At 58.4% G+C, this 25,148-nt stretch carries 19 protein-coding genes and 1 other RNA gene; 6 read left to right on the top strand and 14 right to left on the bottom strand.

Features of this window, described 5'->3' with window-relative positions; genetic code table 11:
• Positions 1-88: 88 nt before the first annotated feature.
• Positions 89-877 (bottom strand): IclR family transcriptional regulator, encoded by a 789-nt coding sequence (locus ACA067_RS28570; RefSeq protein ID WP_497459521.1) that lies wholly within the window; start codon positions 875-877, stop codon positions 89-91.
• Positions 878-1,223: 346 nt separating this feature from the next.
• Between ACA067_RS28570 and ACA067_RS28565 the strand changes: the two genes are divergently transcribed.
• Together ACA067_RS28565 and ACA067_RS28560 are read left to right on the top strand one after the other, a co-directional pair.
• Positions 1,224-2,756 (top strand): 3-hydroxyacyl-CoA dehydrogenase, encoded by a 1,533-nt coding sequence (locus ACA067_RS28565; protein WP_497459520.1) that lies wholly within the window; start codon positions 1,224-1,226, stop codon positions 2,754-2,756.
• Positions 2,757-2,758: 2 nt separating this feature from the next.
• On the top strand, positions 2,759-3,961 hold the full coding sequence (locus ACA067_RS28560) for a 3-oxoadipyl-CoA thiolase (RefSeq protein WP_497459519.1): 1,203 nt from the start codon (positions 2,759-2,761) through the stop codon (positions 3,959-3,961).
• 97 nt (positions 3,962-4,058) lie between these two features.
• Here ACA067_RS28560 and ACA067_RS28555 read toward each other — a convergent pair whose 3' ends face one another.
• From ACA067_RS28555 to ACA067_RS28545, 3 genes are all read right to left on the bottom strand, one after another.
• Positions 4,059-5,243 carry an acetyl-CoA C-acyltransferase gene (locus tag ACA067_RS28555; RefSeq protein WP_497459518.1) on the bottom strand — a complete coding sequence of 395 codons (1,185 nt, stop codon included), beginning with the start codon at positions 5,241-5,243 and terminating at the stop codon, positions 4,059-4,061.
• A gap of 46 nt (positions 5,244-5,289) precedes the next feature.
• The gene (locus ACA067_RS28550) at positions 5,290-6,963 is read right to left on the bottom strand and encodes a long-chain-fatty-acid--CoA ligase (protein WP_497459517.1); all 1,674 of its coding nucleotides are present in this window, start codon (positions 6,961-6,963) and stop codon (positions 5,290-5,292) included.
• 130 nt (positions 6,964-7,093) lie between these two features.
• Entirely contained in the window at positions 7,094-7,939 is an 846-nt protein-coding gene (locus tag ACA067_RS28545) for an oxepin-CoA hydrolase, alternative type (RefSeq protein ID WP_497459516.1), read from the bottom strand.
• A gap of 143 nt (positions 7,940-8,082) precedes the next feature.
• On the opposite strand from ACA067_RS28545, the gene ACA067_RS28540 reads away from it, so the two are divergent.
• The 4 genes from ACA067_RS28540 to ACA067_RS28525 all read left to right on the top strand — a co-directional run bounded on the left by ACA067_RS28540 (position 8,083) and on the right by ACA067_RS28525 (position 12,829).
• Positions 8,083-8,976, top strand: coding sequence for a LysR family transcriptional regulator (locus ACA067_RS28540; protein WP_497459515.1), 894 nt, complete (start codon positions 8,083-8,085; stop codon positions 8,974-8,976).
• 77 nt (positions 8,977-9,053) lie between these two features.
• Entirely contained in the window at positions 9,054-9,956 is a 903-nt protein-coding gene (locus ACA067_RS28535) for a LysR family transcriptional regulator (RefSeq protein ID WP_497459514.1), read from the top strand.
• 392 nt (positions 9,957-10,348) lie between these two features.
• A complete protein-coding gene (locus ACA067_RS28530; protein ID WP_497459513.1) occupies positions 10,349-11,650 on the top strand; it encodes an MFS transporter in 1,302 nt (433 codons plus the stop codon).
• Between the two features lie 18 nt (positions 11,651-11,668).
• Complete coding sequence (locus ACA067_RS28525; protein ID WP_497459512.1) at positions 11,669-12,829, top strand: amidohydrolase; 1,161 nt, start codon at positions 11,669-11,671, stop codon at positions 12,827-12,829.
• Positions 12,830-13,120: 291 nt separating this feature from the next.
• On the opposite strand, the gene ACA067_RS28520 is transcribed toward ACA067_RS28525, so the two are convergent.
• The 10 genes from ACA067_RS28520 to ACA067_RS28475 form a co-directional block, all read right to left on the bottom strand.
• Entirely contained in the window at positions 13,121-13,687 is a 567-nt protein-coding gene (locus tag ACA067_RS28520; protein WP_497459511.1) for a GIY-YIG nuclease family protein, read from the bottom strand.
• Between the two features lie 101 nt (positions 13,688-13,788).
• Entirely contained in the window at positions 13,789-14,277 is a 489-nt protein-coding gene (locus ACA067_RS28515) for a GNAT family N-acetyltransferase (RefSeq protein WP_497459510.1), read from the bottom strand.
• Positions 14,278-14,966: 689 nt separating this feature from the next.
• Positions 14,967-16,223: an integrase domain-containing protein gene (locus ACA067_RS28510; protein WP_497462860.1), complete on the bottom strand. Its 1,257-nt coding sequence runs from the start codon at positions 16,221-16,223 to the stop codon at positions 14,967-14,969.
• 187 nt (positions 16,224-16,410) lie between these two features.
• Positions 16,411-16,804: a transfer-messenger RNA gene (gene ssrA, locus ACA067_RS28505) on the bottom strand.
• A 98-nt stretch (positions 16,805-16,902) separates the two neighbouring features.
• Positions 16,903-17,181, bottom strand: coding sequence for a PA2433 domain-containing protein (locus ACA067_RS28500; protein WP_497459509.1), 279 nt, complete (start codon positions 17,179-17,181; stop codon positions 16,903-16,905).
• 129 nt (positions 17,182-17,310) lie between these two features.
• Positions 17,311-20,121, bottom strand: coding sequence for an FAD-binding and (Fe-S)-binding domain-containing protein (locus tag ACA067_RS28495; protein WP_497459508.1), 2,811 nt, complete (start codon positions 20,119-20,121; stop codon positions 17,311-17,313).
• Positions 20,118-20,789 carry a LutC/YkgG family protein gene (locus ACA067_RS28490; protein WP_497459507.1) on the bottom strand — a complete coding sequence of 224 codons (672 nt, stop codon included), beginning with the start codon at positions 20,787-20,789 and terminating at the stop codon, positions 20,118-20,120. The genes ACA067_RS28495 and ACA067_RS28490 overlap by 4 nt, the downstream gene beginning before the upstream one ends.
• Entirely contained in the window at positions 20,789-22,243 is a 1,455-nt protein-coding gene (locus tag ACA067_RS28485; protein ID WP_497459506.1) for a LutB/LldF family L-lactate oxidation iron-sulfur protein, read from the bottom strand. Before ACA067_RS28485 ends, ACA067_RS28490 begins: the two co-directional genes overlap by 1 nt.
• Positions 22,240-23,064 carry a (Fe-S)-binding protein gene (locus ACA067_RS28480; RefSeq protein ID WP_497459505.1) on the bottom strand — a complete coding sequence of 275 codons (825 nt, stop codon included), beginning with the start codon at positions 23,062-23,064 and terminating at the stop codon, positions 22,240-22,242. Before ACA067_RS28480 ends, ACA067_RS28485 begins: the two co-directional genes overlap by 4 nt.
• A 137-nt stretch (positions 23,065-23,201) precedes the next feature.
• Positions 23,202-24,896, bottom strand: coding sequence for a lactate permease LctP family transporter (locus ACA067_RS28475; RefSeq protein ID WP_497459504.1), 1,695 nt, complete (start codon positions 24,894-24,896; stop codon positions 23,202-23,204).
• Positions 24,897-25,148: the final 252 nt, after the last annotated feature.

Raw genomic sequence — 25,148 nt, 5'->3', positions numbered from 1 at the left:
GCCATGGCATCCGAAAATGGGACAGCAGGCTTTATCCAAAAAACTCGCCGGCAAGAGTGTTACCGGCGGCTTCTGGATTCGCTGAGCGTCAGGCGCCAAGGCTTTCGATGTCCCGCGCCAGCATCACCAGTTGGTGGGCTAGGGAGTTCTTGAGGGTATCAATCGGCAACTGGAAATTGGGCGCACCACAGGTTAACGCCATAATGCTGCCATCAGCCAGGCGCAACGGAACGCCGGCGGCGTTAATGTTGCGGTCCCACTCGCCGAGGGACAGGCAAAAGCCAAATTCCTCATACTCGAGAAAAGACTCTTTCAGCGATGTTTCAAGGGCTGGCCATTCGTCACCGGCCTTCTTGGCAATTTCACTGATCAGGTGCGCGCGCTCGTTTTCCGGGGTGGCTGCCAGGTAGGCACGGCCGGCAGCCGTCGTGCTCAGGGGCAAGCGCACGCCCGCGTCCATGCGCAGGCTGGCCACTTCGGGCGGGCGGCAGCTTTCCACGTAGATCATCGACAGCCGATCACGGCAGGTGAGGCCGACGGTGGTGTTGGTGCGGCGAGCGAATTCGTCCATGTAGGGCTTGCCCAACTGACGCACTCGCAGGTTACTGACATACGCATAACCCAGCGCCAGTACGCCCGAGTCGAGCTGGTACTTTTCCACGTCCTGATTATAGCTCAGGTAGCCGAGCTGGGTCAGTGTGTAGGTCAGGCGCGACACCGTTGCTTTTGGCAGACCGGTAATCCGTGCGATGTCCTGATTGCCACGGATGACACTGCCATGAGTGAAGGCGCGCAGCACTTCGAGACCCCGGCTCAACGCCTCGACGAATTTCCGGTCTTTGGGTTCGCTCTCGGGTGTTTCAATTTCTTCAGTCATGGAAGCTCGTGTTAGTGAAAGGGCAGGAGGAAGGACGATAAATCACTCATGCCCATTTTGGTGATGATTTGAGCGCAGTGTGGGCAGTAATGGCTTTTATTTCAATGCTGCTGCACCGGAATCAAGGCAAATGACGACATAACAGAACCCTGTTCCGCTAGCGCATCCATTCCAATGACTGCGCATGCCTGGCCCTATTCGAGTCGGTAACTACAGGAAACCTGTCATATCGGCATGGCGAGTTCCGCGTTTGTTTAAATTTATAAAAAACAATAGATCATTACTTTGATAAATCGGTCATTATGAAATTTGATACTGCACAGCGAAACATTAATTCGGAGAAAATATGTTTTCACGTATCGGTGTGATTGGTAGTGGCGTCATGGGGCGCGGCATTGTTCAGGTGCTTGCGTCGGCAGGCTGCGAGGTGTTGCTATACGACGTGCATCCCGAGGCGGTCGAGCAGGCACTGAGCTTCAACCGAGAGTTACTCGAGCGCTCGACTGCCAAGGGCAAGCTTAGCGCCACGCAACTGACGCAGACCCTGGCGCGGATGCAGCCGGCCGACAGACTGGAAGCGCTGGCCGGTTGTGATTTGTTGATTGAAGCGATTGTCGAGAATCTTGAAGCCAAACGCGGGCTGTTTCGTCAGTTGGAAGCGATCGTCGCGCCAACTGCTGTTTTGGCAACGAACACCTCGTCGTTGTCCGTCACCCGGATCGCCAGTGGCTGCCGATACCCTGAGCGGGTCGCGGGGTTTCACTTCTTCAACCCGGTGCCCAAAATGAAGATCGTCGAGGTGGTGCGTGGTGAGCGTACACACCCGCAAGTGGTGGAGCGCCTTTCAGCCTTGGCGGACGCCGCTGGCCACTTCCCGGCAGAAACGCCGGACACTCCGGGTTTTCTGGTCAACCATGCTGGCCGCGCCTATGGCACTGAAGCCTTGCGCATACTCAGCGAGGGTATTGCCAGTTTTCAACAGATTGACCGTATCCTGCGTGACGGCCCAGGGTTTCGTATGGGACCTTTCGAGCTGTTCGATCTGACCGGGCTGGACATTTCTCATGCTGTCATGGAGTCGATCTACGAGCAGTTCTATAGCGATCCGCGCTACACCCCGTCCTACGTGGCAGCTCAGCGGGTGGCCGGCGGGTTGCTTGGGCGAAAGAGTGAGGGGCGTGGTTTCTATCGCTATGTTGATGGTCGGCAGATTCAACTGCCTGAGCCAACACGGGCGGTTGTCTCGGTCGACCGTTCATTCTGGCTCGACAGCCAGAGTCCTGAAGTGCGCGCCGCAGTGGTAGCCCTCCTCGCTGCCGCAGGGGCACCGCTTGAAGATGCCGCGCAGCCGTCTGCCGAAGCGATCTGCCTGATCACGCCGTTGGGAGAGGACGCGAGCAGTGTGATTGCACGCGTTGGCCTGCCGGCCGAGCGGACCCTGGCCCTGGATACCTTCTGCGACTTTTCCAAACGCCTGGTACTGATGCGTCAACCCGCGCTCGACCCGGCGTTGGAGGCCCAGGCCGTCCAGGCATTGGGCAGCAGCGGTGTGCCGGTGGACGTGATCAATGATTCGCCAGGATTCGTCATTCAGCGGGTAGTGGCCAGCGTGGTGAACCTGGGGGCGGAAATCGTCCAGCGCGAAATTGCCACGCCGGCCACCCTTGAGCGTGCGGTGATGTTGGCACTGGGTTACCCCCGTGGCCCGCTGGGCTTCGCCGAGTTCTATGGTGCGGAAAATATCCTGACGGTTCTGCGTGGCGTTCATGCCTGCTACGAAGAGCCACGTTATCGCCCCACCCCCTGGCTACGCCGTCGGGTCCAGTTGGGCCTGAGCTTGCACACCCCTGATCGTCCCATTGCTGTGCAGGAGCAATAAGCATGGCTGGTTACATCTATGATGGTTTGCGTACTCCTTTCGGCCGTAGCGCCGGAGCACTTGCGACAGTGCGCCCCGATGACTTGTTGGGCGAGGTCATTCGCGCGCTGGTGGACCGCAGCCCGTTCGCCCTTGATGACTATGAAGATGTGGTGATGGGCTGCGCCTGCCAGGCCGGTGAAGATGCACGAAATGTCGCTCGCCATGCTGCGCTACTAGGGGGGCTGGCGCTGACTACGGGCGGTCTGACCGTCAATCGCTTGTGCGGTTCGGGGCTGGCGGCGGTTCTCGATGTCAACCGAATGATCCGTTGTGACGAGGGCCAGTTGTTTGTCGCGGGAGGCACGGAGAGCATGAGCCGCGCGCCCTTCGTGGTAGCTAAGAGCGAGGCGGCTTTTTCCCGTGCGGTCCAAGTGTTCGACAGCAGTATTGGTGCACGCTTCCCGAACCCGCTCATCGAGGCACAGTTCGGTGCCGACACCATGCCAGAGACCGCTGATAACATCGCCCGCGACTTGGGCATCAGCCGTGCCGACAGCGATGCGTTTGCTTCCCGTAGTCAGGCTTTATATGCCAAGGCGTTGGTCGAAGGTTTCTATGCGGGGGAGATGATGCCGGTCCAGGTATCTCAGGGACGCAAGTTACCACCGAAGTGGGTGATAGCCGATGAGCATCCGCGCCCGGCCACTGACGAGGCAGCACTGGCCCGCTTGGGTGCACTGTTCGAGGGTGGTGTAGTCACGGCCGGCAATGCTTCGGGGGTTAACGACGGGGCGGCAGCACTGATCCTGGGTAACCGGGTCATCGGTGAGCGTTACGGCGTGAAGCCCCGGGCGCGAATAGTGGCTGGGGCGGTGAGCGGGGTTTCCCCTCGGGTGATGGGGCTTGGTCCCGTGCCTGCGATCCGCAAGGTGTTGAAGCGTACCGGGCTGAGCCTGGCCGACATGGACGTGATCGAAATCAATGAAGCCTTCGCATCGCAGGTACTGGGTTGCGCCAAGGAACTAGGCCTGGCGTTCGACGATCCGCGCTTGAATGCCCAAGGCGGCGCGATTGCCATTGGCCACCCGCTGGGCGCTTCCGGTGCGCGATTGGTTTTGACTGCCATGCGCAGCCTGGAGCGCCAGAAAGGGCGCTTTGGGGTGGTGAGTCTGTGCATCGGAATTGGCCAGGGCATCGCTTGTGTGATTGAGCGGCTCGAATGAACCTGAAGCTACAAAACGATGTAATTCCTCTGTGTGAGAGCGGGCAAAGCCGCTCTCACACAGAGGAACATCTATAACCATCTATAAGAAGGAGGGGTCAGACGACTTCAAACAACCCGGCTGCTCCTTGCCCGCCACCGATGCACATGGTCACCACCACATACTTCGCACCGCGCCGTTTGCCTTCGATCAAGGCATGTCCAGTCAGCCGAGAGCCGGTCACGCCGTAAGGGTGGCCGATGGAGATTGAACCGCCATTGACGTTCATTTTTTCCAAGGGAATGCCCAGGCGCTCACGGCAATAAATTACTTGCGAGGCAAAAGCTTCGTTGAGCTCCCACAGATCGATATCCTCGATTTTCAGGCCATTGCGTTGTAGCAGGCGCGGAATCGCGTAGACCGGACCGATCCCCATTTCGTCTGGTTCGCAACCGGCAACCGCAAAGCCACGGAAGATGCCTAGCGGTTCCACATTGTTGCGTTCGGCATACAGGCTGTCCATGACCAGGCAGACTGATGCACCGTCGGAGAGCTGGCTGGCATTGCCGGCGGTGACAAACTGGCCGGCACCGCGCACGGGCTCCAACAGGGTGAGGCCCTCCAGAGTGGTCGACGGGCGGTTGCACTCGTCTTGGGTTAGAGTCACGGTGTGTTCGCTGACTTCGCCGCTGTGCTTGTCCTTGACCAGCATCTGGGTAGTGAACGGGACGATTTCATCATCGAACAGGCCACCGGCTTGCGCGGCGGCGGTGCGCTGTTGGCTGAGCAGGGCGTACTCGTCCTGCGCTTCACGGCTGATGCCGTAGCGGCGGGCTACGATATCGGCGGTTTCAATCATCGACAGATAGAGCTCAGGCTTGTGCTCCGCCAGCCACGGGTTAGGGCCGCAATAAACGTTGAGTTTGTCGTTTTGCAGCAGGCTGATAGATTCCACTCCGCCAGCAATCATCGCCGGTACCTTCTCCGACGCAATGCGCTGGGCGGCCAGGGCAATGGCTTGCAGGCCGGAGCTGCAAAAACGATTGATCGAAAGGCCTGCGGTGGCGGTGGACAGCCCACCGCGAATGGCCGCCAGGCGCGCCATGTTTTTGCCCTGGGCGCCTTCATGGAAGGTTGCGCCGATTATCACATCCTCAATCAGCAGCGGATCTATCCCGGCGCGGGCCACGGCATGGCGAATCACATGGCCGGCCAGGTCAATGCTGTGGGTATTGTTCAGGGCGCCACGGTAAGATTTTCCTAACGCTGTGCGTGCGGTGGAGACGATAACTACGTCAGACATCAATCTAGTCCTCTTCAAGAAATGGGGTGTGATCGCTCTGCGAACGTTATGGGTTCATTGCTGCGCACCGGGACCATTCTTCGTCCTGCAACTGGCGCCAGAGCAGCTTGCCCGCGGCGGACTGCGGTAATTGCGCGTGAAATTCGATGGCTGAGGGCACTTTGTAGGCCGCCATATTGGCCTTGCACCAATCAATGATGGCGGCTGCGCTGGTGTCCTTGTGTCCTGGGTGCAGAGTCACCAGGGCCTTCACGGTTTCTCCCCGGCGTGGATCTGGGGAGGAGATAACGCAGCAGAGGTTGATCGCCGGATGTCGGTACATCAGGCTTTCCACTTCGGATGGCCAGACCTTATAGCCCGAGGTATTGATCATTCGCTTGATCCTGTCGACCAGGAAAAAGTAGCCGTCTTCGTCGTAATAACCGAGATCGCCGGTACGCAAAAAACGCTTGCCATCCAGTTCGATAAAGGCTTTCTCGGTCTCATCGGGCAGCTTCCAGTAGCCTTTGAATACCTGCGGGCCATGGCAGATGATTTCTCCCACCTTGTTGGCCGCCAGCTCTTCGCCAGTACTGCTGTCGATGACCCGCGAATCCACATCAAACGTCGGAATGCCCAGACATTGAGATTTACTGCGTGTCTTGGGGTTCATGTGGGTGGCGGCCATGGTTTCCGACAAGCCATAACCCTCGATGTATTCCAGCCCCGACAATCGTTTGAGCTTTTCCTTGATCGGGCCGGGCATTGCAGCGCCTCCGCCGCCAATGTTCTTCAGGCTGGAAAGATCGTAATGCTCGATGTTGTCTTGAGTCAGAAAATCCACCGCCATGGTGACGATCAGCATCCAGGTACTGACGCGATAACGCTGTACCAGTTGTGCAGCGACCTCGCGGTTCCAGCGGGTCATTATGACCACGCTGGCGCCGCTGAAAATCGGTCCGTTCATCGCAGATTGCATGCCGGCTACATGGAAAAGCGGGAGTGTTGCAAGCACTACATCTTCACAGCTGCACATGATCCAGGTCTGCCGGTGAACGGTGGTTGCCATCACCGAGGCATGGGTGTGTAGGCAGCCCTTGGGTACACCGGTAGTACCGGAGCTGTAAGGCATCACGCAATAGTCGGTCGGGCCACTGAGATGCGGGCCGGGCTGCTTCGCGGAGTCGAGTGCTTCCTGCCAGCCGACTACCCCAGGATGCGTCGGTGTTTCAACAGCGATTTTCAGCTCTGGCGGAAGCGGCAAGTCGGTGGGAGTACGCAGGTACTGGGAATAAGCGGTGGTGATCACTTGGCGTAGCTTGAAACGGCCAATCATAGGGGTGACAAAGGGCTCGAGGTCCTGGGCGCACACCAGAATCTCGCCATCGGTGTCGACCAGGTAGTGTTCGAGTTCGGCGGGCCGGCTCATGGGGTTGAGCGGCACCACCAAGGCATCGGCACGCAGTGCGGCGTAGTAAGTGATGATGAATTGGGGAGAGTTCTGCATGTACAGCAGAACGCGGTCTCCACGTTTCACCCCCTGGGACTGAAAATAGCCGGCCAGTCGCTCGACATCATCGAGTAATTGAGCGTAGGTGATGAGCGTGTCGTAGTAAATGATCGCCGTCTTGTCGGGGTAGCGTCTGGCGGAAGTCTCCAGGTTGCAATAAAGGCTAGTGGCCGGGAGCGTCAGGTGATGGGGTAAATCCTTGGGCCAGTGAGGCATGTGACGATTGAACATTCTGAAACCCTATTGTTTTGAATTTTGGGTCAATCGATGGACAGGTGCGCGACGTGCACCATGTCTTCAGATATTTGCATGTATCACAAGTCGCGGTCAATATTATGGAAGTAAATTCCGCTATGCGGAACTAAAAATTGCTTGTTTCTTTAAGGGCCAAAGAATGGGCTGCATCTTGGGTGATTGATGACCGCAGGGTCGAAAAATCTGCTGCACGCTTGGCGAAGAACGCAGCAATGCCTTCGGCTGCTTCGTCATCCCCCATCGACTTAACCATGTGTTCAGCTTCCAACTCCAACTGCTGTTCAAGCGTGTTTCCGCTGGCTTGGCGGCAAAGGGTTTTGATACGCGCCATTGCTCGCTGGGGACCGCAGGCAATGCTGGCGGCCAAGGTGATCGCAGCAGGAAGCGCTGTTCCCGACTCAACCAGTCGGTTTACCGCGCCCAAGGCATGCATACGCTCGCCGGTAATGCGCTCGCCCGTCAGGCACAGCTCGGTGAGTACTTGCCGTGAAACAAACTCGGACAGAAACGCAGTTGCACCTCCATCAGGGGTGAGGCCCACCTTGACGTAAGCTACTGAAAACGAAGCGTTACGGGCGGCCACCAGCATGTCGCAGGCCAGCGCAATCGACAGTCCGGCGCCCGCCGCCGCACCCTCGACGGCGGCAATTACCGGTTTGCTGCAACTTTGGATTGCACGGATCAGATCATGTAGCCCTTCGAGGTTGGCCCTGCGTACCGATGGCGTCATCGCACGTCTCAAGGCGAGTCGATGCAGATCGCCACCGGCGCAAAATGTACCCCCGACCCCGGTCAAGACCACGCCACCTATCGCCGGATCGGCCTGAGCCTCGGCCAGGGCTTGCGGCAGTGCCGCGTAAAATTCGGGAGTAAGGGCGTTACGAGCCATCGGGTTGTTGTTGGAAAGTACCAGCACTGCGCCTTCACGGCGCAAAATAAGTGGCTCACTCATGGTTTTGACTCCGGTCTCGCGCAGGGCTCGCGCTAGAGGTGGCAAGAATTGCTGTTATTCCAAGGATTATCGAGAGGCAAAGCATCATTGACAATCAGAGGCCTGATTGACAGGCTGTCCAAATTCTTTTGACAGTGATGACGATGGACCTGAAATCGCTCACCTTGCTGGTAGATATCATCGACGCCGGTAACCTCAGTGAAGCGGCGCGGCGGCTTAAGGTCAGCCGGGCGAATGTCAGCTATCACCTGAGCCGACTGGAGCAGTCAATCGGCCTGCAATTGGTACGGCGCACCACGCGCCGTATCGAGCCGACCGAAATCGGTTTGCGCCTTTATGAACACGGCTTGAGCATTCGCAATGAATTGCTTGCGGCTCACGAGTCGGTTTCTTCACTGGGTCAGAGCCTGCAGGGCAGGGTGCGGTTGAGTGTGCCCAGCGGTTACGGCCAGTGGGTGATGGCTGAGTGGCTTCTAGATTTCAAGCGTCTTTACCCGGGTATCGTGCTAGACGTAATGTTTGAAAACCGCGTCGAAGACCTAATGCGCGATGAAGTCGATATCGCCGTCAGGGTTATGTCGGAACCACCGCAGAATTTGGTGGCCAGGGACATGGGGGCGTTGCGCTACGTTGCCTGTGTCTCTGCGGCGTATGCGCTGGAACATGGCCTGCCCCAACAACTTGCCGACCTGCGCACCGCGCCTGTGATTACTGCAGCGGTGGTCGGTCGGCAATTACGGGTCGCCGCCTACCTGAACGAGGAACGCCATGAGGTGTTGCTTGAACCGACACTGATTTCTGAGAACTTCCCGTTTCTTCGGCAAGCCGTGCTGGCCGGGTTGGGTGTAGGGCTGGTGCCAGACTATCTGGTGCTGGATGACTTGCGTCGTGGCACACTCGTCACGGCGTTGGAGGCGTGGCGACTGAGTATCTTCGGCACTCACATGTACATGCTCTATATGCCCGACCATCATCACCCCCGCGCGACGTCGACCTTTATCGATTTCATGCTCGCTCGTGCCAAACCACTGAGTTAAACATGCGAGCCCTTTGTGAGCGTGCGCTCGTGGCAAAAAGTTTGCTTTAGCCAAAAAAAACAAAAAAGAGGTGGTGAGTGAAGCTGCAACAAATTAGGGCACTAGTCGCCATCGATCAGTGCGGGAGCATTCAAGAAGCTTCAGAGATACTGCATGTGACCCAGCCAGCCCTGAGCCGTTCGATCAAGGAACTTGAACGATTCCTGGGGGTGTGCCTACTTAAACGTTCTTACAAGGGTATGTCGCTTACCGATGAAGGCAAACGCCTGATCCGACATGCGCAATTGGCAGTGGAAAGCGTAAAACGCTTGCAGACCGAGGCCGAGAACATCACCGAAGCCACGGTTGGTGAAATCACCATTGGTGTTACCTCGCTGACCGCTGTGATCGATGGCGTTGATGAATGCATCACGCAATTCCAGGAAAAGTACCCACGCATGAAAATCAAGCTGGTGGAGTTGCGCCCTGGCCAGATTCTTCATCGCCTTCGTGATGGCTCCCTGGACTTTGCCTTGACCTCACAACAGAACGCCATGCGTCTGAATCTGGACTGGGATCCGGTGGGGCAGATTCGCGGGCGAGTGTTCTGTCACAAGGACAATCCGTTGCGCCATGCCCACTCTTTGCGGCAATTGCAACACGCCAAGTGGGTTAGTTTGGATGAGGTAGATAATACTTCGTCGCAGTTTTTCCAAATGTTCGAGTCCAACGACGTTCACTTGCCTCAGTCGATTATCGAGTGCTCCTCGATCGTGCTGGCGATTCGCATGGTCATACGCAGCGGTGCCTTTATTACCCTGAGCGAACTGGGGCAGCTCGGTATTTTTCCTGATCGTCTGGATAAGCACATCGTGCAAGTGAGCGTGGCCGAGAGCATTCCGGATTATCCAATCCTCCTGGTCTGCATCGACCGTAATGCCTTGACCACACCGGCACGGGAACTTTTGCTGAACCTCAAACGGGTGCTGCGCGACCGTTAACTGCAGCACCTGCAGTCAAAAGCGTCAGTTGGTGCCAATTACCACGCTCTGCAGGCCATCGCCGACCTGTTCCCGCAAAGTACTGAATTTACAAATCCTCATGGTAATGACGTTTTACACATTAACGGCGTGAAAAAGCCCTGAAATCCCTTCTCTCACTGCTCATCGGTTGACCGTGCCGCCGGAGCACCACGTTCACGATTTCGAAAACACCCCATCCGAGGCGCGTATGTCCTTGGTCATGGCGCATATCGCACAGGATTGGCCAAGACCGCACGCGGTATTGGCGATCAAATTGCATTTTTGGTAATGCGCTTATGAAAAGGCAAGTGCCCGGCTGGGTCCTTTACGCGATAGTCCGGCTGCCCTTCATCCGACCTAGGAGACACAGCATGAGCAGCCCAACCGCTCAGGGAGCGCTGGCCGACCACGCACCTGTTGCGATACCGCGCACGACGGCCAGGCGCGCCACTATTGCCTGCGCATTAGGCAACGCCCTGGAAATGTACGACTTCACCATCTATAGCTTTTTTGCGGTGATCATCGCCCACAACTTCTTCCCGGCGCAGTCGGAGTTGGCCTCGCTGATGATGTCGCTGACCACCTTTGGCATCGGCTTCCTGATGCGGCCAATCGGCGCAATAGTCATTGGCCGCATCGCCGACCAGCGCGGACGCAAAGCGGCACTGAGTCTAACCATCAGCCTGATGACCTTGGGTACCGCGATGATTGCCTTTGCGCCGACCTTCGCCCAGGCGGGCATCGTCGGCACGCTTGTGTTAGTGCTGGGGCGCCTGGTACAGGGGTTCTCTGCCGGCGGTGAAGTTGGCACCGCATCGGTGTTTCTCATGGAGTCCAGCGAGCCTGGATTCCGTTGCCGCAACCTGGCTTGGCAGGGGGCGAGCCAGGCCTACGCGGCACTTTTCGGTGCGGCAATCGGCCTGGTGGTCACCACCAGCATCCCCAGTGAGCAACTGAACGACTGGGGCTGGCGCTTGCCGTTCATGCTCGGGCTGGTGATTGGTCCGGTCGGTTGGTATATTCGCCGCTTCCTGCCGGAAACGTTCGAAGCGCCTCGTCAGAAGGTGCAGAAACCCAATTGGCGGGAGCGTTACGACCTGCGCAACATCGTGCTGACCACCGGCCTGATGGCCAGTACCACCATCGGTATGTACTTATTTATCTTCTACATGCCGGCCTACCTCGTGACCACCCTGAATTACCCGCAAAGCAGCGCCATGGCGATTCCATGTGTGGCCGCGGCCTGCGGCGCCTTTTTCACGCCGCTGGCGGCGCGCATAGCCGACCGCTATCAACTGCGCAAAAAGCTGTTGCTGTGCACGCTGCCGGTTTCCCTGGGATTGACCTGGGTAACTTTCTGGGTGCTGGGAAACATTCAGAGTCTGCCTTTGGCAATGCTGATGGTAGCGATCCAGACACTTCCCAGTTGCCTGGGCGGGGGCGCCTTCGTTGCGCTGATCACTGAATCCTTCGAGCGTCGCAATCGTGCGCTGGGCTGCGCCGTCAGCTACAGCTTCGGCGTGACCCTGTTTGGCGGCTTCTCACCTTTGATCGCAACCTGGTTAATCGGCGAATTTCAGACACCTTTCGCACCGCTGTATTACCTCTACTTTGGTGGTGCCATTAGTTTGACTTGCCTGCTGCTGCTCAAAGAACAACCCGGTCGCGAATAAGAGACGAGGACATCTACCATGAATACCTGCAACCACGATCATCAAGAAGACTTCGTCGCCATACGTCATTGGCTGCACCGCCGGCCAGAGATCGGCAGTGAAACCCCCGAGGCCGCCGCCATGGTTGCCAACTGTCTGGAACGCTGGGGTTATGAAGTGCACCGCAACATTGGCGGCCACGGCTTGGTAGGCGTGCTGCGCGGCGCCCCAGGAGAAAAGCGCCTGGGTCTGCGTGCCGACATGGACGCCTTGCCCATGCAGGAAAACAATCAGTTCCCCCACGCCAGCGAAATCCCAGGGCGCATGCACGCCTGCGGCCACGATGGCCACACCGCGATCCTGTTGGCCGCGGCATATCGGCTGGCGAAGGCGCGCAACTTCCGCGGCACCCTGAACTTGATATTTCAGCCAGACGAAGAAGGTCTGAGTGGCGCGAAGGCCATGATCGAAGACGGCCTGTTCACACGCTTCCCGTGCGACGCCGTTTACGCCCTGCATAACGCTCCCGGTTACCCGGTGGGATCAGCGCTGGTGCAGACCGGCCCGACCATGGCGTCATCATCGCGAGTAACCCTGCGCATCGCCGGCAAGGGCGGCCACGGCGCCATGCCCGAAAAAGCGATCAATCCCATCAGCGTCATCGCAAGCCTTACCCACGCCATTGAGAGTATCAAGGCGACCCAGCTGTCCGTGCACGAACGCGCCGTCATCAGCATCGGCATGGTCCAGGCCGGCACCGTCTACAACATTATCCCCAATGACGCCATCATGCTGATAGGCGTGCGCACTGAAACCCTCGAAACCCTGACGAAAATCCGCGTCAGTCTTGAGCAAATTGTTAAGGGCCATGAGCAACTGTTCGGCGTGCACATCGAATTGACCCTAGAGCAACTGGCCCCGGTGCTAGTGAACCACGCCGCTGAAGCCGAAATCCTTCGCAACAGCCTTGCTCCACTGTTCGATCCGCAACGGCTACGGAGCAACGCCCCGATCATTATGAGCACCGAGGACTTCGCATGGATGCTGCAGGAAGTGCCGGGTTGTTACTTTATGCTGGGCAACGGCGAGGGGGAATATCATGGCTGCTCAGTGCATAACCCTCACTACGACTTCAACGATGAGTTAGTTCGGTTGGGAGCAGATTGCTGGGTTAAGTTGACGGAAGATTTTCTGGTTTAATCCAAGAAACCTCTCGTCTGCTTGCCGTTGTCGGTGGAGGCGGGGGGGCTCAAACAACTTTTCGCTTGTTTCGGGCGTCACGCCTTGCTCTGCGGTGTGACGTCTACCCCTCTTACTAAATCTGGTTGACCAGCGGCGTAATGTAGCCACAAAGACTCCGGGTTAACGGCTAGCTTCGATGATGCTGTAGTTTGCTTGAACGCGAGATCGGCTGCGTCGCGTTTCAATTCAGCAGAACATATACGGCGCTGATTGCCCATCTGATACTCAATTTAGCGAGCATCCTCTCGTTTAAATGGATGTTCGGATTTGCTGAACCACGACAGTGCGGTACTGAGCAAAATGCTCGTGACACTTCGTCTCGGCCGCACGGCAGTCTGCAACCTTGGCATTGACTACATTGACTACCGCGCTTCCATGGCCGCTCATCTGCGCGCGCTGGCGACGACCTGCCGTCTTGGTATGTCCGATCTTGCTGAGCCCTGTCGTCCCATCGAACAAGACATAGACATAACCGACCAGCCGGTCAGGCGGGCTCGTTGGATTACCAGGCGACCGCGAAGCGAGATGCGGGAGAAATTCCTTCGCGGCTTCTACGAAATGCGCCCAGGTTGGCGTCACATCGAGGTCTTTGAGGCTCTCTATAATCCGCCGCTGTCCAACGTTGCGATCGAAGTCATCCGCATGCGCCAAGCGGATGGCCTCATTGACAATCATGCCCCAGCCCAGGAGTGACAACTCTCGCTGGATGCGCGTCGCAGGCAGGTCGAAAGCAGCCGCCAAGTCGGCGAGTTCAACCTTTCGGACTTGTTCGACCATGCCGCTTTCCTGAACTTCGGTTTTGATGTTGTTGGCCACTTGAGTTCCTTCCCATTGCCTAGATGTGTAAACCACACCCTAGTACTGCGAAAGCCCGCGACAAGGCGGGCTGTGAGTGCCGCGGATTTTCCTTGAACAGTTCAACAGCCAAGCAGCTTCACGTATTGAAGTCCTGGCTGCCCCGACTCTTTGTCCGTCGTTTTCTTAGGCTTGTCACTGAGAGTCCGTGCAGCGACTTTCTGCGAAGCAAAGTTGTCAGCGCCAATGATCGCCTCGACGTGGAAGCCTGGTGATCGGAGTTTTGGTGCCATGTCCTTTTGTAACACGGCGATGCTCGCCTGAACGACCTCTGTCGCAAGACCTTGGCCCCGATGTTCGACATCAGTCGCGTAGCCAACCCTAAAGCAGGGTTTTCCATCAAGCGGCTGAGCCAAAACGTAAACGGCGTAGGACTTCGCCAATGACCCAGTGACAAGCGCATATGTAAGTCGTTGAACGCCCGGTTCTGGCGTCTCATGCAGCACATACAGCTCTGGATGACTTGCGCATAAGGCGAGTTGGATTGTCCCGGCGCGTACCGCTTCTTGGAAGCTTATGAAGCCAACATGAGGATCGACTATAACGCGCATTACGTGACTCTCCTTGTTTCACTTTTTGATTTGCGGACGCGAAAACCGCATCCTGTTACTGGTGTTGCCCAACGTTTGACGGCTGGGCTTAGTGTGTACCTGGGCGGGATTTTCCTGCCTACTTCGAAGGCCAAGGCGTCGGCTTGGTGTAGCCCTGCTTAGGTTTGCAGAAACACTGCCCTTCGGCAGAAGGTTTGGAATGATAACCGCGACTCCAGCCCCGTGGCCTGGTGGTGCCATGAGTACTGGATGTCGATGCCGTCGCTTGAGCATTCGCTATCGAGCGAAACCAGAACCGCGCTGACGGACCGCTTTTGGCCGCCGGTTGCAGTCCTTCAGTGCTTGGCTGACGCACTCGCGCTGAGTGGCACCCGCTGACACCCATCAACTGCAAACGGCTGATCAGCGTGAATGCAAACGACTGGTCAGTGGCAATGCAATTAGGTGGTCAAGTGAGATGCAATTACGCAGAGCCCATGCGAGTGGGAATGCGGAGCCTCCCCGCTCGCGTGGGCTTAGTCGAAAAGGCCCCAAGAGCAAGGCTTGCAACGGCGACAGTCGCCACTTCTGTCGCCATGCTGCAGAACCAGGTATTACGCGGGTTGTCGCCGGTGTCGCCGCTGTCGCCAAATCAACCATCACTCCATCTGAGGGGGCATGTTCGGTTACTGGCGGCGTCCGGTCAGCGCTCACCGTATCGGCACGACGTTGTGGTCCCTGGTTTGATTGATCGCAGATGCCGACAGGTTTCCAGTGGCCGCTTTTTGGATGTGCTCACTCCACCAAGCCATCATCGGACGCCGGCGCTCGATGTAGTCCGCTCGGTTGTAAGCGCTTCGAACTTCGTCCTTGTCGACATGCGCCAGCGCGACTTCGATCAGCTCCGGATCCCACCCATGCTCGTTCAGGATGGTGCTAGCCATGGAGCGCATGCCGTGGCTGACCAAGCGGTCCTGGAAGCCCATGCGTTTCAACGCCATGTTGGCGGTCTGGCTATTGGCGTGGGTGCGCGGATTTCTATCTGCCGGGAACACGTATTCCCTGTGACCACTGTGGGGCTTGAGCGCCTCCAGTAACGCGAGTGCCTGTTCGGTCAGTGGGATGGTGTGCGGACGACGCTTTTTCATGCGCTCCGGCGGGATGGTCCAGATGCGTTTGTCGAAGTCGATATCTGCCCATCGGGTGGTAGCCGCTTCGGCAGGACGGGTCATGGTGTGCAGTTGCCATTCGATCAGGCAGCGGGTGATCCGCTTGATGCTGGCATTCGCGATTTCGATCATGAGCTCGGAAAGCTCATCGGGTCGTAGCGCGGCCATGTTCTCTTTCTTGGGCTTCTTGAAGACCGCCCGAATGCCACTGAGAGGGTTAGAGAAAATCAGCCCGGAGTTCACCCCGTAAGTCATGATCTCGTTGAGCCGTTGGCTCAGTCGCTTCACTGTCTCGAGACTGCCTTTGGCTTCGATGGGGCGAAGGAGCTTGATGACTATCGGGGCGCTGATTTGCGAGAGCGGCGTTGTTTTCAGGTCTGGAAATACATGCAGCGTGAGCGATCGCCAAATGTCTTCGGCGTACGCCGGCGTGACGGAGTCCTTCTTCAGCTCGAACCAGGCGGTGGCCACGTTCTCGAACGTATGTTCCGTCTCCGCTCGTTTGGCTTCGTCCTGTGCATTGCGTTGCACCTTGGGATCAATGCCTTGTGCAAGCAGCTCGCGTGCTTCCACCACTTTCTTCCTGGCGTTCGCTAGCGAGAGCTCTGGGTATGTGCCCAGCCCCATATTGATACGGTTTTTGGTTACCGGCTCGCGGTAGTTGAAGTTCCACAGCATCGAGCCATTGCTCCTGACTCGGAGCTGAAGGCCGTCACCATCGCTGAGGACGTAATCCTTGTCTTTTGCCTTGACTGCCTTGAGCTGGCGGTCGGAAAGGCGAAGGGCTGGAGCAGGCATGAGAGCTACCTCTGACACCGTTTTGGTATTCCAAAAAATAGCACCGGATGGCTTGGAATACCATTTGGAATACCCAAACGGCTGGAACTCAATAAACCTCTCCAGCGCCCAGTAGCGCTTAAACCCTTGATTTTGCTGCATTTCAGGCACAAAAAAAGACGTCCGTGGACGTCTTTAGATGATGAAGTGGTGGAGCCGGGGGGATTTGAACCCCCGTCCGCCAGTACTCCGCTGTCGGTACTACATGCGTAGCCGTGTCTATTAAGTTAACCCTCAGCGACCCGACGGGCAGGGTGCATTGGGCGAGTTGTGTAAGTTTTAGCCGCTTCGTCCACAACGTACTGCACGGCGATTCTGTTCTATATGACAATCACTTTGGGTTTACAGACATCCCCTGATGATTGCTGGACCCGAAGGTACCAGGAGGGAAGGGCTAAGGCTGCTTACGCAGCGAGAGCGTATTCCCCGTAGGTTTCGTCATTGGCAACTATAGAAAGTTGCAACAGTGGATTTACGAGTTCTGTTACCAACTCGGCATGCACCTAAAGTTTCGCAACCGGCGTCGAATCCTAAACGGCCCCGAGCCTGTTGCTCTGTGAATCCAAATGAGCAACAAGCCAGCACAGTGTACGCCAACGTGGCTCAGAAGGCCAACCCGAAGGTTGGCCGTGAGCGGATGTTATTGCTTGCCGCCGTCACTTGCCTTCTGAATTTCCTGGATGGTCTGGGTAGTTTCCGCGATGCATTTCTCGGTGCCGTCTTTCGTGCCGAGTGCCTGATGGGCTTTGGCTTGCTGGACACTGGCTTCTACCCTGGCCTGCATTTCCGGCGCCTGAATCTGCGATTTGGCATTGTTGATGGTTTGCAGATTGACGTCGCAAAGATCGCCTACAGCAAACGAGGAGGAGGCCATCATGGAAGCAGTAACGAACAGACCTAACAGTACAGAACGTTTCATGTGTATCTCCTTGAGCTGAGGGTCCAGGCATCGCTGGCCATCAGGACGGGCTGCCGAGTGTGGGGAAGACCCGCGTTTTGCGGGGCTTGATCAGTGGACTGCGGCGGCGCGTCAGGGTTCTATTTTTCTTCAGTTCGCCCTCGCCCGAGTCACCCGGTCTACCAGATATACCAAGCCGTGGTAGTCGATTCCGCCGTGTTGGGTCAGGCCGATTTCACAGGTGCGGCTGGTAGAAATCCCTTCGCTGCATTGCTGCACGGCACCCTTGAGCGTACGCAAGGCATGAGCGTTCAATTCCGGTGTGCTGAAGCCCTTGTCACCGGCAAATCCGCAGCAGTGAATACCTTCGGGAATGACCACGTTTTTGCTGCATTTGCGCGCCAGATCGATCAGTGCCTGGCTTTCGCCCAGGTGCTGGGTGCTGCAGGTGACATGCACCGCGATCGGCGCGTCCTGGGGCGTGAAGTCCAGGCGATCCATCAAATGCGTACGGATGAAACGCACCGGGTCGTACAGGTCCAGCCGAACTTCGCCCAGGTCCTGAACCAGGCGCAAGGTGCAGGGGCTGGTATCGCAGTAGATTGGATCGAGTCCGCCGCGACTGGCGTGCAGCAATGCGCCGATCAGTTCCTGGCGCTTGTGTTCGGCCTGCTCGGCGTAGCCCTTGGACGCGAAGGGCTGACCGCAGCAGAGGCTGTTCTGGTTGTCTGGAAAGACCACCTGGTAACCGGCTTTTTCCAATAACCCACGGGTTTTGTCGTACAGCGACATCTGCTCTTTATCACCGGCCGCGGGACCCATGATCCGCGACACGCAGGCTGCCAGGTACACCACCCGAGGGCGCTCGTCCGACACGCTCGGGCTGAAGCGAATGGCTTTTTCCGGTTGCGGCATGGCGTTGGTCCATTGCGGGACCTGGCCTTTGGATAACCGCGTCAGCGTGGCTGATAGTTTCGCCAGTCGTGGCGCGCCCAACAGCATCCGCGCGCCGTTGGCCACGTGCAGGGTGAAGCGTGCGCCTTGCAACGCGGTGGCGAAATGGCCTTGCAGCCAGTTGGCGGTTTTCGTATGAGTCGCGTTGCGGCTGCGGAGCTTTTTCACCAGTTCGCCGGTGTTGATGCCTACAGGGCAACGTTGAGCACAGAGGCCGGTCGCCGCGCAGGTATCGATGCCCTGGTATTCGTAGGCCGCTTCAAGTTCTGTGGTGTCCACCCCGGCACGTTTCTTCGCCTGGATGTCCCGCCAGATCACGATGCGCTGGCGCGGGCTCAGGGTCAGGCCTTTAGAGGGGCAGACCGGCTCGCAGAAGCCGCACTCGATGCACTTGTCCACAATCTCATCGGCGGCCGGCAGTGGCTTCAGGTGCTTGAGGTGGATCTGCGGATCTTCACTGAGCACCACGTCCGGGTTGAGAATGCCCTTGGGATCGAGCAGGCGTTTGAGCTGCCACATCAATTGATACGCGTCGCTGCCCCACTCCAGTTCGACGAAGGGCGCCATGTTGCGGCCGGTGCCGTGTTCGGCTTTCAACGAGCCGCCGAACTCCACCGCGACCAACTGCGCTACGTCGTCCATGAACGCCTGATAGCGTGCGACTTCTTCCGGGTTGTTGAAGCCCTGGGTGAAGACGAAGTGCAGATTGCCCTCCAGGGCGTGTCCGAAAAGGATCGCTTCGTCGTAGTGATGTTTGTCGAACAGCTCGATCAAGCGGTTTACGCCGGCGGCCAGTTGTTCCACCGGGAAGGTCACGTCTTCGATGATCACCGTGGTCCCGGTTTTGCGCACGGCGCCGACGGCGGGGAAGGTGTCCTTGCGGATTGCCCAGAGCCGGGCGTTTTCCACCGGGTCTTCGGTGAAGTCGACTTGCTTCTCTACGGGGAACGAGGTCAACGACGCCATGATTTGCGTCAGTTGTTCGTGCAGTAACGTGGACGAGGCGGCGCGGGACTCGATCAGCAGGGCGCAGGCATTGTTCGACAGGTGCTGTACGAAAACCGGCATGCCGGGTTTGTCCTGCACCGAACGCAGGCTGCGGCGATCCAGCAGTTCCACGGCCGACACCGGCTGGCTTTTCAACACAGTGACCGCGTTACAGCAGGTTTCCACGTCCGGGAACACAATCAGCGCCGACGCCTTGTTCGGGTGATCGATCACGGTGTCGTAAGTCACCGCGCTGATGAAGCCGAGGGTGCCTTCGGAACCCACCAGCAAGTGGCTCAAGATATCCACAGGCTCGTCGAAATCCACCAGGGCATTGAGTGACAGGCCGGTGGTATTTTTCAGACGGTATTTGTGGCGGATTCTCGCAGCCAGTTCGGCATTGGCGCGGGTCTCGCGGCCCAAGGTTGCCAGTCGCTCAAGCAGCGCAGCGTGGCTGTCGCGAAACGCGGCAACGCTTGTCGGGTCTTCGGTGTCGAGACGACTGCCGTCGGCCAGCACCAGACGAATGCCGGCCAGAGTGTGATAGGTATTTTGCGCGGTGCCGCAGCACATGCCGCTGGCATTGTTGGCGACGATGCCACCGATTTTGCAGGCGTTGATCGAGGCCGGGTCCGGACCGATCTTGCGCCCGAATGGCGCCAGCCAGGCGTTGGCCTGAGCGCCGATCACGCCCGGTTGCAGGCGGATTTGCATGCCCTGATCACGGATTTCGCGACCATTCCAGTTATCCCCAAGAACGATCAGCACCGAATCGCTGATCGCCTGCCCGGACAGGCTGGTGCCGGCGGCGCGAAAGGTCACCGGGACCTGATCCCGTTGCGCGAGTTTGAGCAGCGCCACCACTTCCTCTTCGGACTCGACACGAATCACCAGTTGCGGAATCAGCCGGTAGAAACTGGCGTCAGTGCCGAAGGCCAGGGTCGACAACGGGTCATCGAAACGTCGTGCCTGGGGAATTAGCCGTTGTGCATCTTGCAGAAAAGCTGTCGGTAGACTCATTGGTCCTCCAGGATCAGAACCACCAGGTCTTTCGGGCCGTGGGCGCCGTAGGCCAGGACCTGTTCGATGTCAGCGGTTTTCGATGGGCCCGACACCAGCAGCGCATTGGTCGGCATGCCTTGGGCCCATTCGAATTCCTGCTGTACCTGATAGAAGTTGTCGCGGATTTCACTGGCCTTGAGCAGGGCGAAATGCACCGGCGGCACCAGGCTCATCAGGCGCGGTTCTTCCCGCGTCGGCCAGAGAATCAGACTGCCTGTCGCTGCGATTGCGCCGAGGGTGGTGGTCAGGCTGGCGGCGGTGTCGTTGAACAGCTCGGCTTTCCATTCTTCAACCGGACGGTCGTAGGCTTTGAGCGCCGGCAGCCCGGGATTTTTCGCCCAGTGTTGAGTGACCCTTTGACCATGAGGCGTGGTCGGCGCGATCAGCAGGTTCGGCACCTGACGATCCCGCAGCAATTGGGCCAGCAACCCGGTCCAGCTTTCGCCGGACGACAGATGGATTTCCGTGTGCACCGCTTCCATCAGTTTGCGCAATTGCGCAATGCGTTGTTCGGGCGTGTAGGTGTAGGGCTGGGTCACCAGTTCGACGTCGAACTCGTCAGGCACCGGCGTGGTGCCCGTCAGACTGTTGCGCAGCTTGGCGAGGATAGTTTGCTTGGCACTCATCAACGGTCTCCCTGTTTGGCCAGATGCTCGCGGGCCATGTCATGCAGTGAGCGGGCAGCAGGTTTCGGTGCGCTGTGATTTTGCGTCCACGGACCGACGTTGCTCGGCGCGAGGGCGCGCAAGCGAGTGGCGAAGAAGCCGAACAGGCGATAGAGCGTCGGCGAACTGTTGAGCCTGGCCCAGGCGTTCCAGATAAAGCGTTCCTTGCGCGAGTACTTGCTGCCCTGGCCGCGCATGACTTGATGCGGGCTGTCCGGCGCTTTGACGTTTTCTTCCCTCAGACGTCGCAGCAAGGCGGGGATCGGGATTTTCACCGGACAGACTTCACCACAGGCACCGCACAGGGACGAAGCGCTCGGGTGATCGGGGACTTTCGCCAGGCCGACCATGTGCGGGGTGATGATTTTTCCGATAGGCCCAGGGTAAACCTCGCCATAGGCGTGACCGCCGATTCGAGTGTAGACCGGGCAATGATTCATGCAGGCGCCGCAGCGGATGCAGTTCAGGGTCTGGCGCAATTCACTGTCGGCGAAGGCCTGGCTGCGACCGTTGTCCAGCAGTACCAGGTGCACTTCCTGCGGGCCGTCGAGTTCATGTTCCTTGCGCGGGCCGGAGATCATGTTGACGTAGGTGGTGATCGGCTGGCCGAGGGCCGAGCGGGTCAGCAACGACAAGAGCGGCACTACATCGCGCAGGTTTTCCACGACCTTTTCAATGCCGGTGACGGCGATGTGCACCGGCGGCACCGTAGTGGTCATGCGCCCGTTGCCTTCGTTTTCCACCAGCAGCAGGGTGCCGGTTTCGGCCACGGCGAAGTTGACGCCGGAGACGCCGATGTCCGCTTCGAAGAATTTCTGTCGCAAGACTTTGCGACCGATCTGAATGAGTTGGTCAACGTCCTTGGTGTATTCCACGCCAAGTTTGTCGTGGAACAAGGACGCGACCTGACCGGCATTCTTGTGGATCGCCGGCATAATAATGTGTGAAGGCTTCTCGTGGTCGAGCTGGACGATGTACTCGCCCATGTCCGATTCCAGGCATTCAATGCCCTGTTCAGCGAGGACATGGTTCATCTCCATCTCTTCGCTGACCATCGATTTGCCCTTGATCACTTGCCGCCCCTCGTGAGCGCGGATGATCGATAAGACGATGCCATTGGCCTCGTCCACCGTTTCCGCCCAGTGCACTGTCACACCGTTGCGGGTCAGGTTTTGTTCAAGCTGCTCGAGCAGGTCGGGCAACTTGGATAACGCACGGGCGCGGACGGCATTGCCCAGCGCTCGCAAATGTTCTCTTTCATGGGCATCGCTGAAGGACGCTGCCCGTTTGGTCATCAGTGAATCCATCGCAGTGCGAAAGTTATTTCGCAGTTGCTTGTCACCCAAAGCCTCGTGAGCCCGGGTGTGGAAATTTTCTTCTACGGCAACCGTAGGAATAATCGCGGAAGCGTTCATCGGCCACCTCCGGTTCGCTGCCAGAGGAAGCTGGCCAAGTGTTGGCCGCGCAACGCTTCCTGCTGTTTTTCCAGCGAGCCGTTGATGTTCATCAGGCAACCGCAGTCGGCACTGAGTACCTGGTGCGCGCCGGATTCCTTCAACGATCGGGTCTTGTCAGCCACCATCGCGCCGGAAATGTCTGGCATACGGACGCTGAAAGTCCCACCGAAGCCACAGCATTCGCTTTCATGGCTGTGATCGACTCGCTCCACGTTGCCTAGCTGCGCCAACAACTCACGGCCATGCAGGTGTGTGTTCATCTCGCGCCGCGCCGAACACGAGGTGTGCAACGCGACTTTTACCGGTTCGCCGCTGTCCATGAGCTGCACCTTGCAGACAAACAGCAGGAACTCGGCCAGTTCATAAGTCCGGGCGGCCAGGGCCTGGACCTGTTTCAACGTCTGCGGCTCATCCTTGAACAAGTCGGCGTAATGTTCGCGCAACATGCCCGCACAAGAGCCCGACGGCACCACCACCGGATAATCCCCGGCAAACAACGCCAGTTGGGAGCGCGCCACGGTCCGGGCCTGCTCGGTGTAACCCGAGGTGTAGGCCGGCTGCCCGCAGCAGCTTTGCCCTTGCGGGTATTCGACACGGATGCCTTCGCGTTCCAGCAGATGAATCGCATCCATCCCGGCTTCGGGGTAGAACAGATCCACCACGCAGGTGCCGAACAGGTAGACCCGTGACGGTTTCTCGCTGGGGTATTGCCGGGGCTCGGGCAGTGGCGGGGCTACACGGGTCGCGTTCGGCACAGCGTTGTAAAAAAGCTCGCTCATCAGGCGTGTCTCTCGGCCGGTTATCCGTCCGCTGAGGCTGCTGAATATAGAGAGGGAAGCTTTCAGCAGCCTTGCAGACCGGGTGGTGAATAGCTGACGCCGCAATCGTGATCCGGCGTCGGTTTTTCTTATCGTTCTTAGTGCACCAGCATGCCGGTGAACCAGTAGGCCTGGGCGTAGGTGATCAGGCCGACGATCGTTGCAAAGAACAGGCTGTGCTTGAGGGTGAAGCGGAACAGATCCGATTCCTTGCCCACCAGGCCGGTCGCGGCGCAGGCCACGGCGATCGATTGTGGCGAGATCATCTTGCCGGTCACGCCGCCGCTGGTGTTCGCCGCCACCAGCAGGGTGTCGCTGACGCCGATCTGATGCGCGGTGGTCGCCTGCAACGAACTGAACAGCGCGTTGGACGAGGTATCGGAACCGGTCAGGAACACGCCCAGCCAGCCGAGGAACGGCGAGAAGAACGGGAATGCCGCCCCGGTGCCTGCCAGTACCAGGGCCATGGTCGACGACATGCCCGAGTAGTTGGTGACGAAGGCAAACGCCAGCACCATGCCGATGGACAGAATCGGCCAGCGCAGCTCGTAGAAGGTCTCTTTTAAAGTGGTAAGACCAGTTCTTAGGTTGATATTCAGCACCAGCATCGAGATCAGCGCGGAGAAGAAAATCGCCGTACCGGTCGCGGAAATCGGGTCCAGCTTGAACACGGCAGGCAGGGCCGTCGGGGCGGTGACGATCGGTGCGACCTTGATCACCATCTGATCCAGGTGCGGGATCGCGAAGTTGAACACCCAGCTGTACATCGAACCGCCGGCAGCGAACATCGCCTTGAACGGTTTCAGGGTCCAGATCGTGACCAGCACGGTGAGGATCAGGAACGGCGACCAGGCCTTGAGAATTTCACCGAAGCTGTAGGGCGACGCCACGGTGCTGCGCGGCTGACCGAAGCCGCCGGCGCTGGCGGTCACAACGGAAGCCGAGACGGCGCCGACGATATGTTGGCCAGCGGCACGTTTGGGCTGCCAGACTTTCAGGAACAGGGTCAGGGAAATCAGGCTGGCCAGGGCCGAGGTGATGTCCGGCAGTTCCGGGCCAATGAAATTCGAGGTGAAGTACTGGGTGATGGCAAAGCTCAGGCCCGCCACCAGCGCTGCCGGCCAGGTTTCCCGCACGCCGCGCAGGCCGTCCATCATGAACACCAACCAGAACGGCACGAACAGCGACAGCAGCGGCAATTGCCGGCCGGTCATGGCGCCGATCTTGAACGCGTCGATGCCGGTCACTTGCCCGGCAACGATGATCGGGATCCCCAGGGCGCCGAAGGCTACCGGTGCGGTATTGGCGATCAGGCACAGGCCTGCGGCGTACAACGGGTTAAAGCCCAGTCCTACCAACAGTGCGGCGGTAATCGCCACCGGCGCACCGAAACCGGCGGCACCTTCCAGGAACGCACCAAAGCAGAATCCAATCAGGAGTACTTGCAGGCGCTGGTCGTCAGTGATCGACAGCACCGAGCTGCGGATCACTTCGAACTGCCCGCTCTTGACCGTCAGTTTGTAGAGGAAGACCGCCGCGACGATGATCCAGGCAATGGGCCACAGGCCATAGGCGAACCCGTAGCCGGCAGCAGCGAACGCCATGTCGACAGGCATCTGGAAAGCGAAGATGGCCACCGCAATGGACAGGGCCAGTGTGATGCTGCCGGCCACATGGCCTTTGAGGCGGAACACGGCCAAGGCGAGGAAGAAAAATACGATGGGGATGACGGCCGCGAGCGCGGAAAGGCCGAGACTGCCGAGCGGACTATAGAGCTGTTGCCAGGTTTGCATATGGGGTGGCCCCTAATTGTTGTTGGTCAGGCACTGGTCAGCGTGCTTGGTTAATTGGTAATACCAATTTACAATCGCTGTTGGCTAGGGTAAAAGCCTTATGGGCGGCGTGTCAATTTGCCGCCCTGCAACTTTTGTCGAATACGCGGTGCGCAGGTCATCTGATGCGGTCGAGCCAATGCAATCTGCCTGGGTGCCGGCTCAGCGCCGATCGGCCAGAATAGAAGGCCCGGCGAGCTGCCGGGATCGTGG

The organism is Pseudomonas sp. LBUM1674, from assembly GCF_059695635.1.
This window is presented reverse-complemented; position numbering and strand designations above follow the sequence as displayed.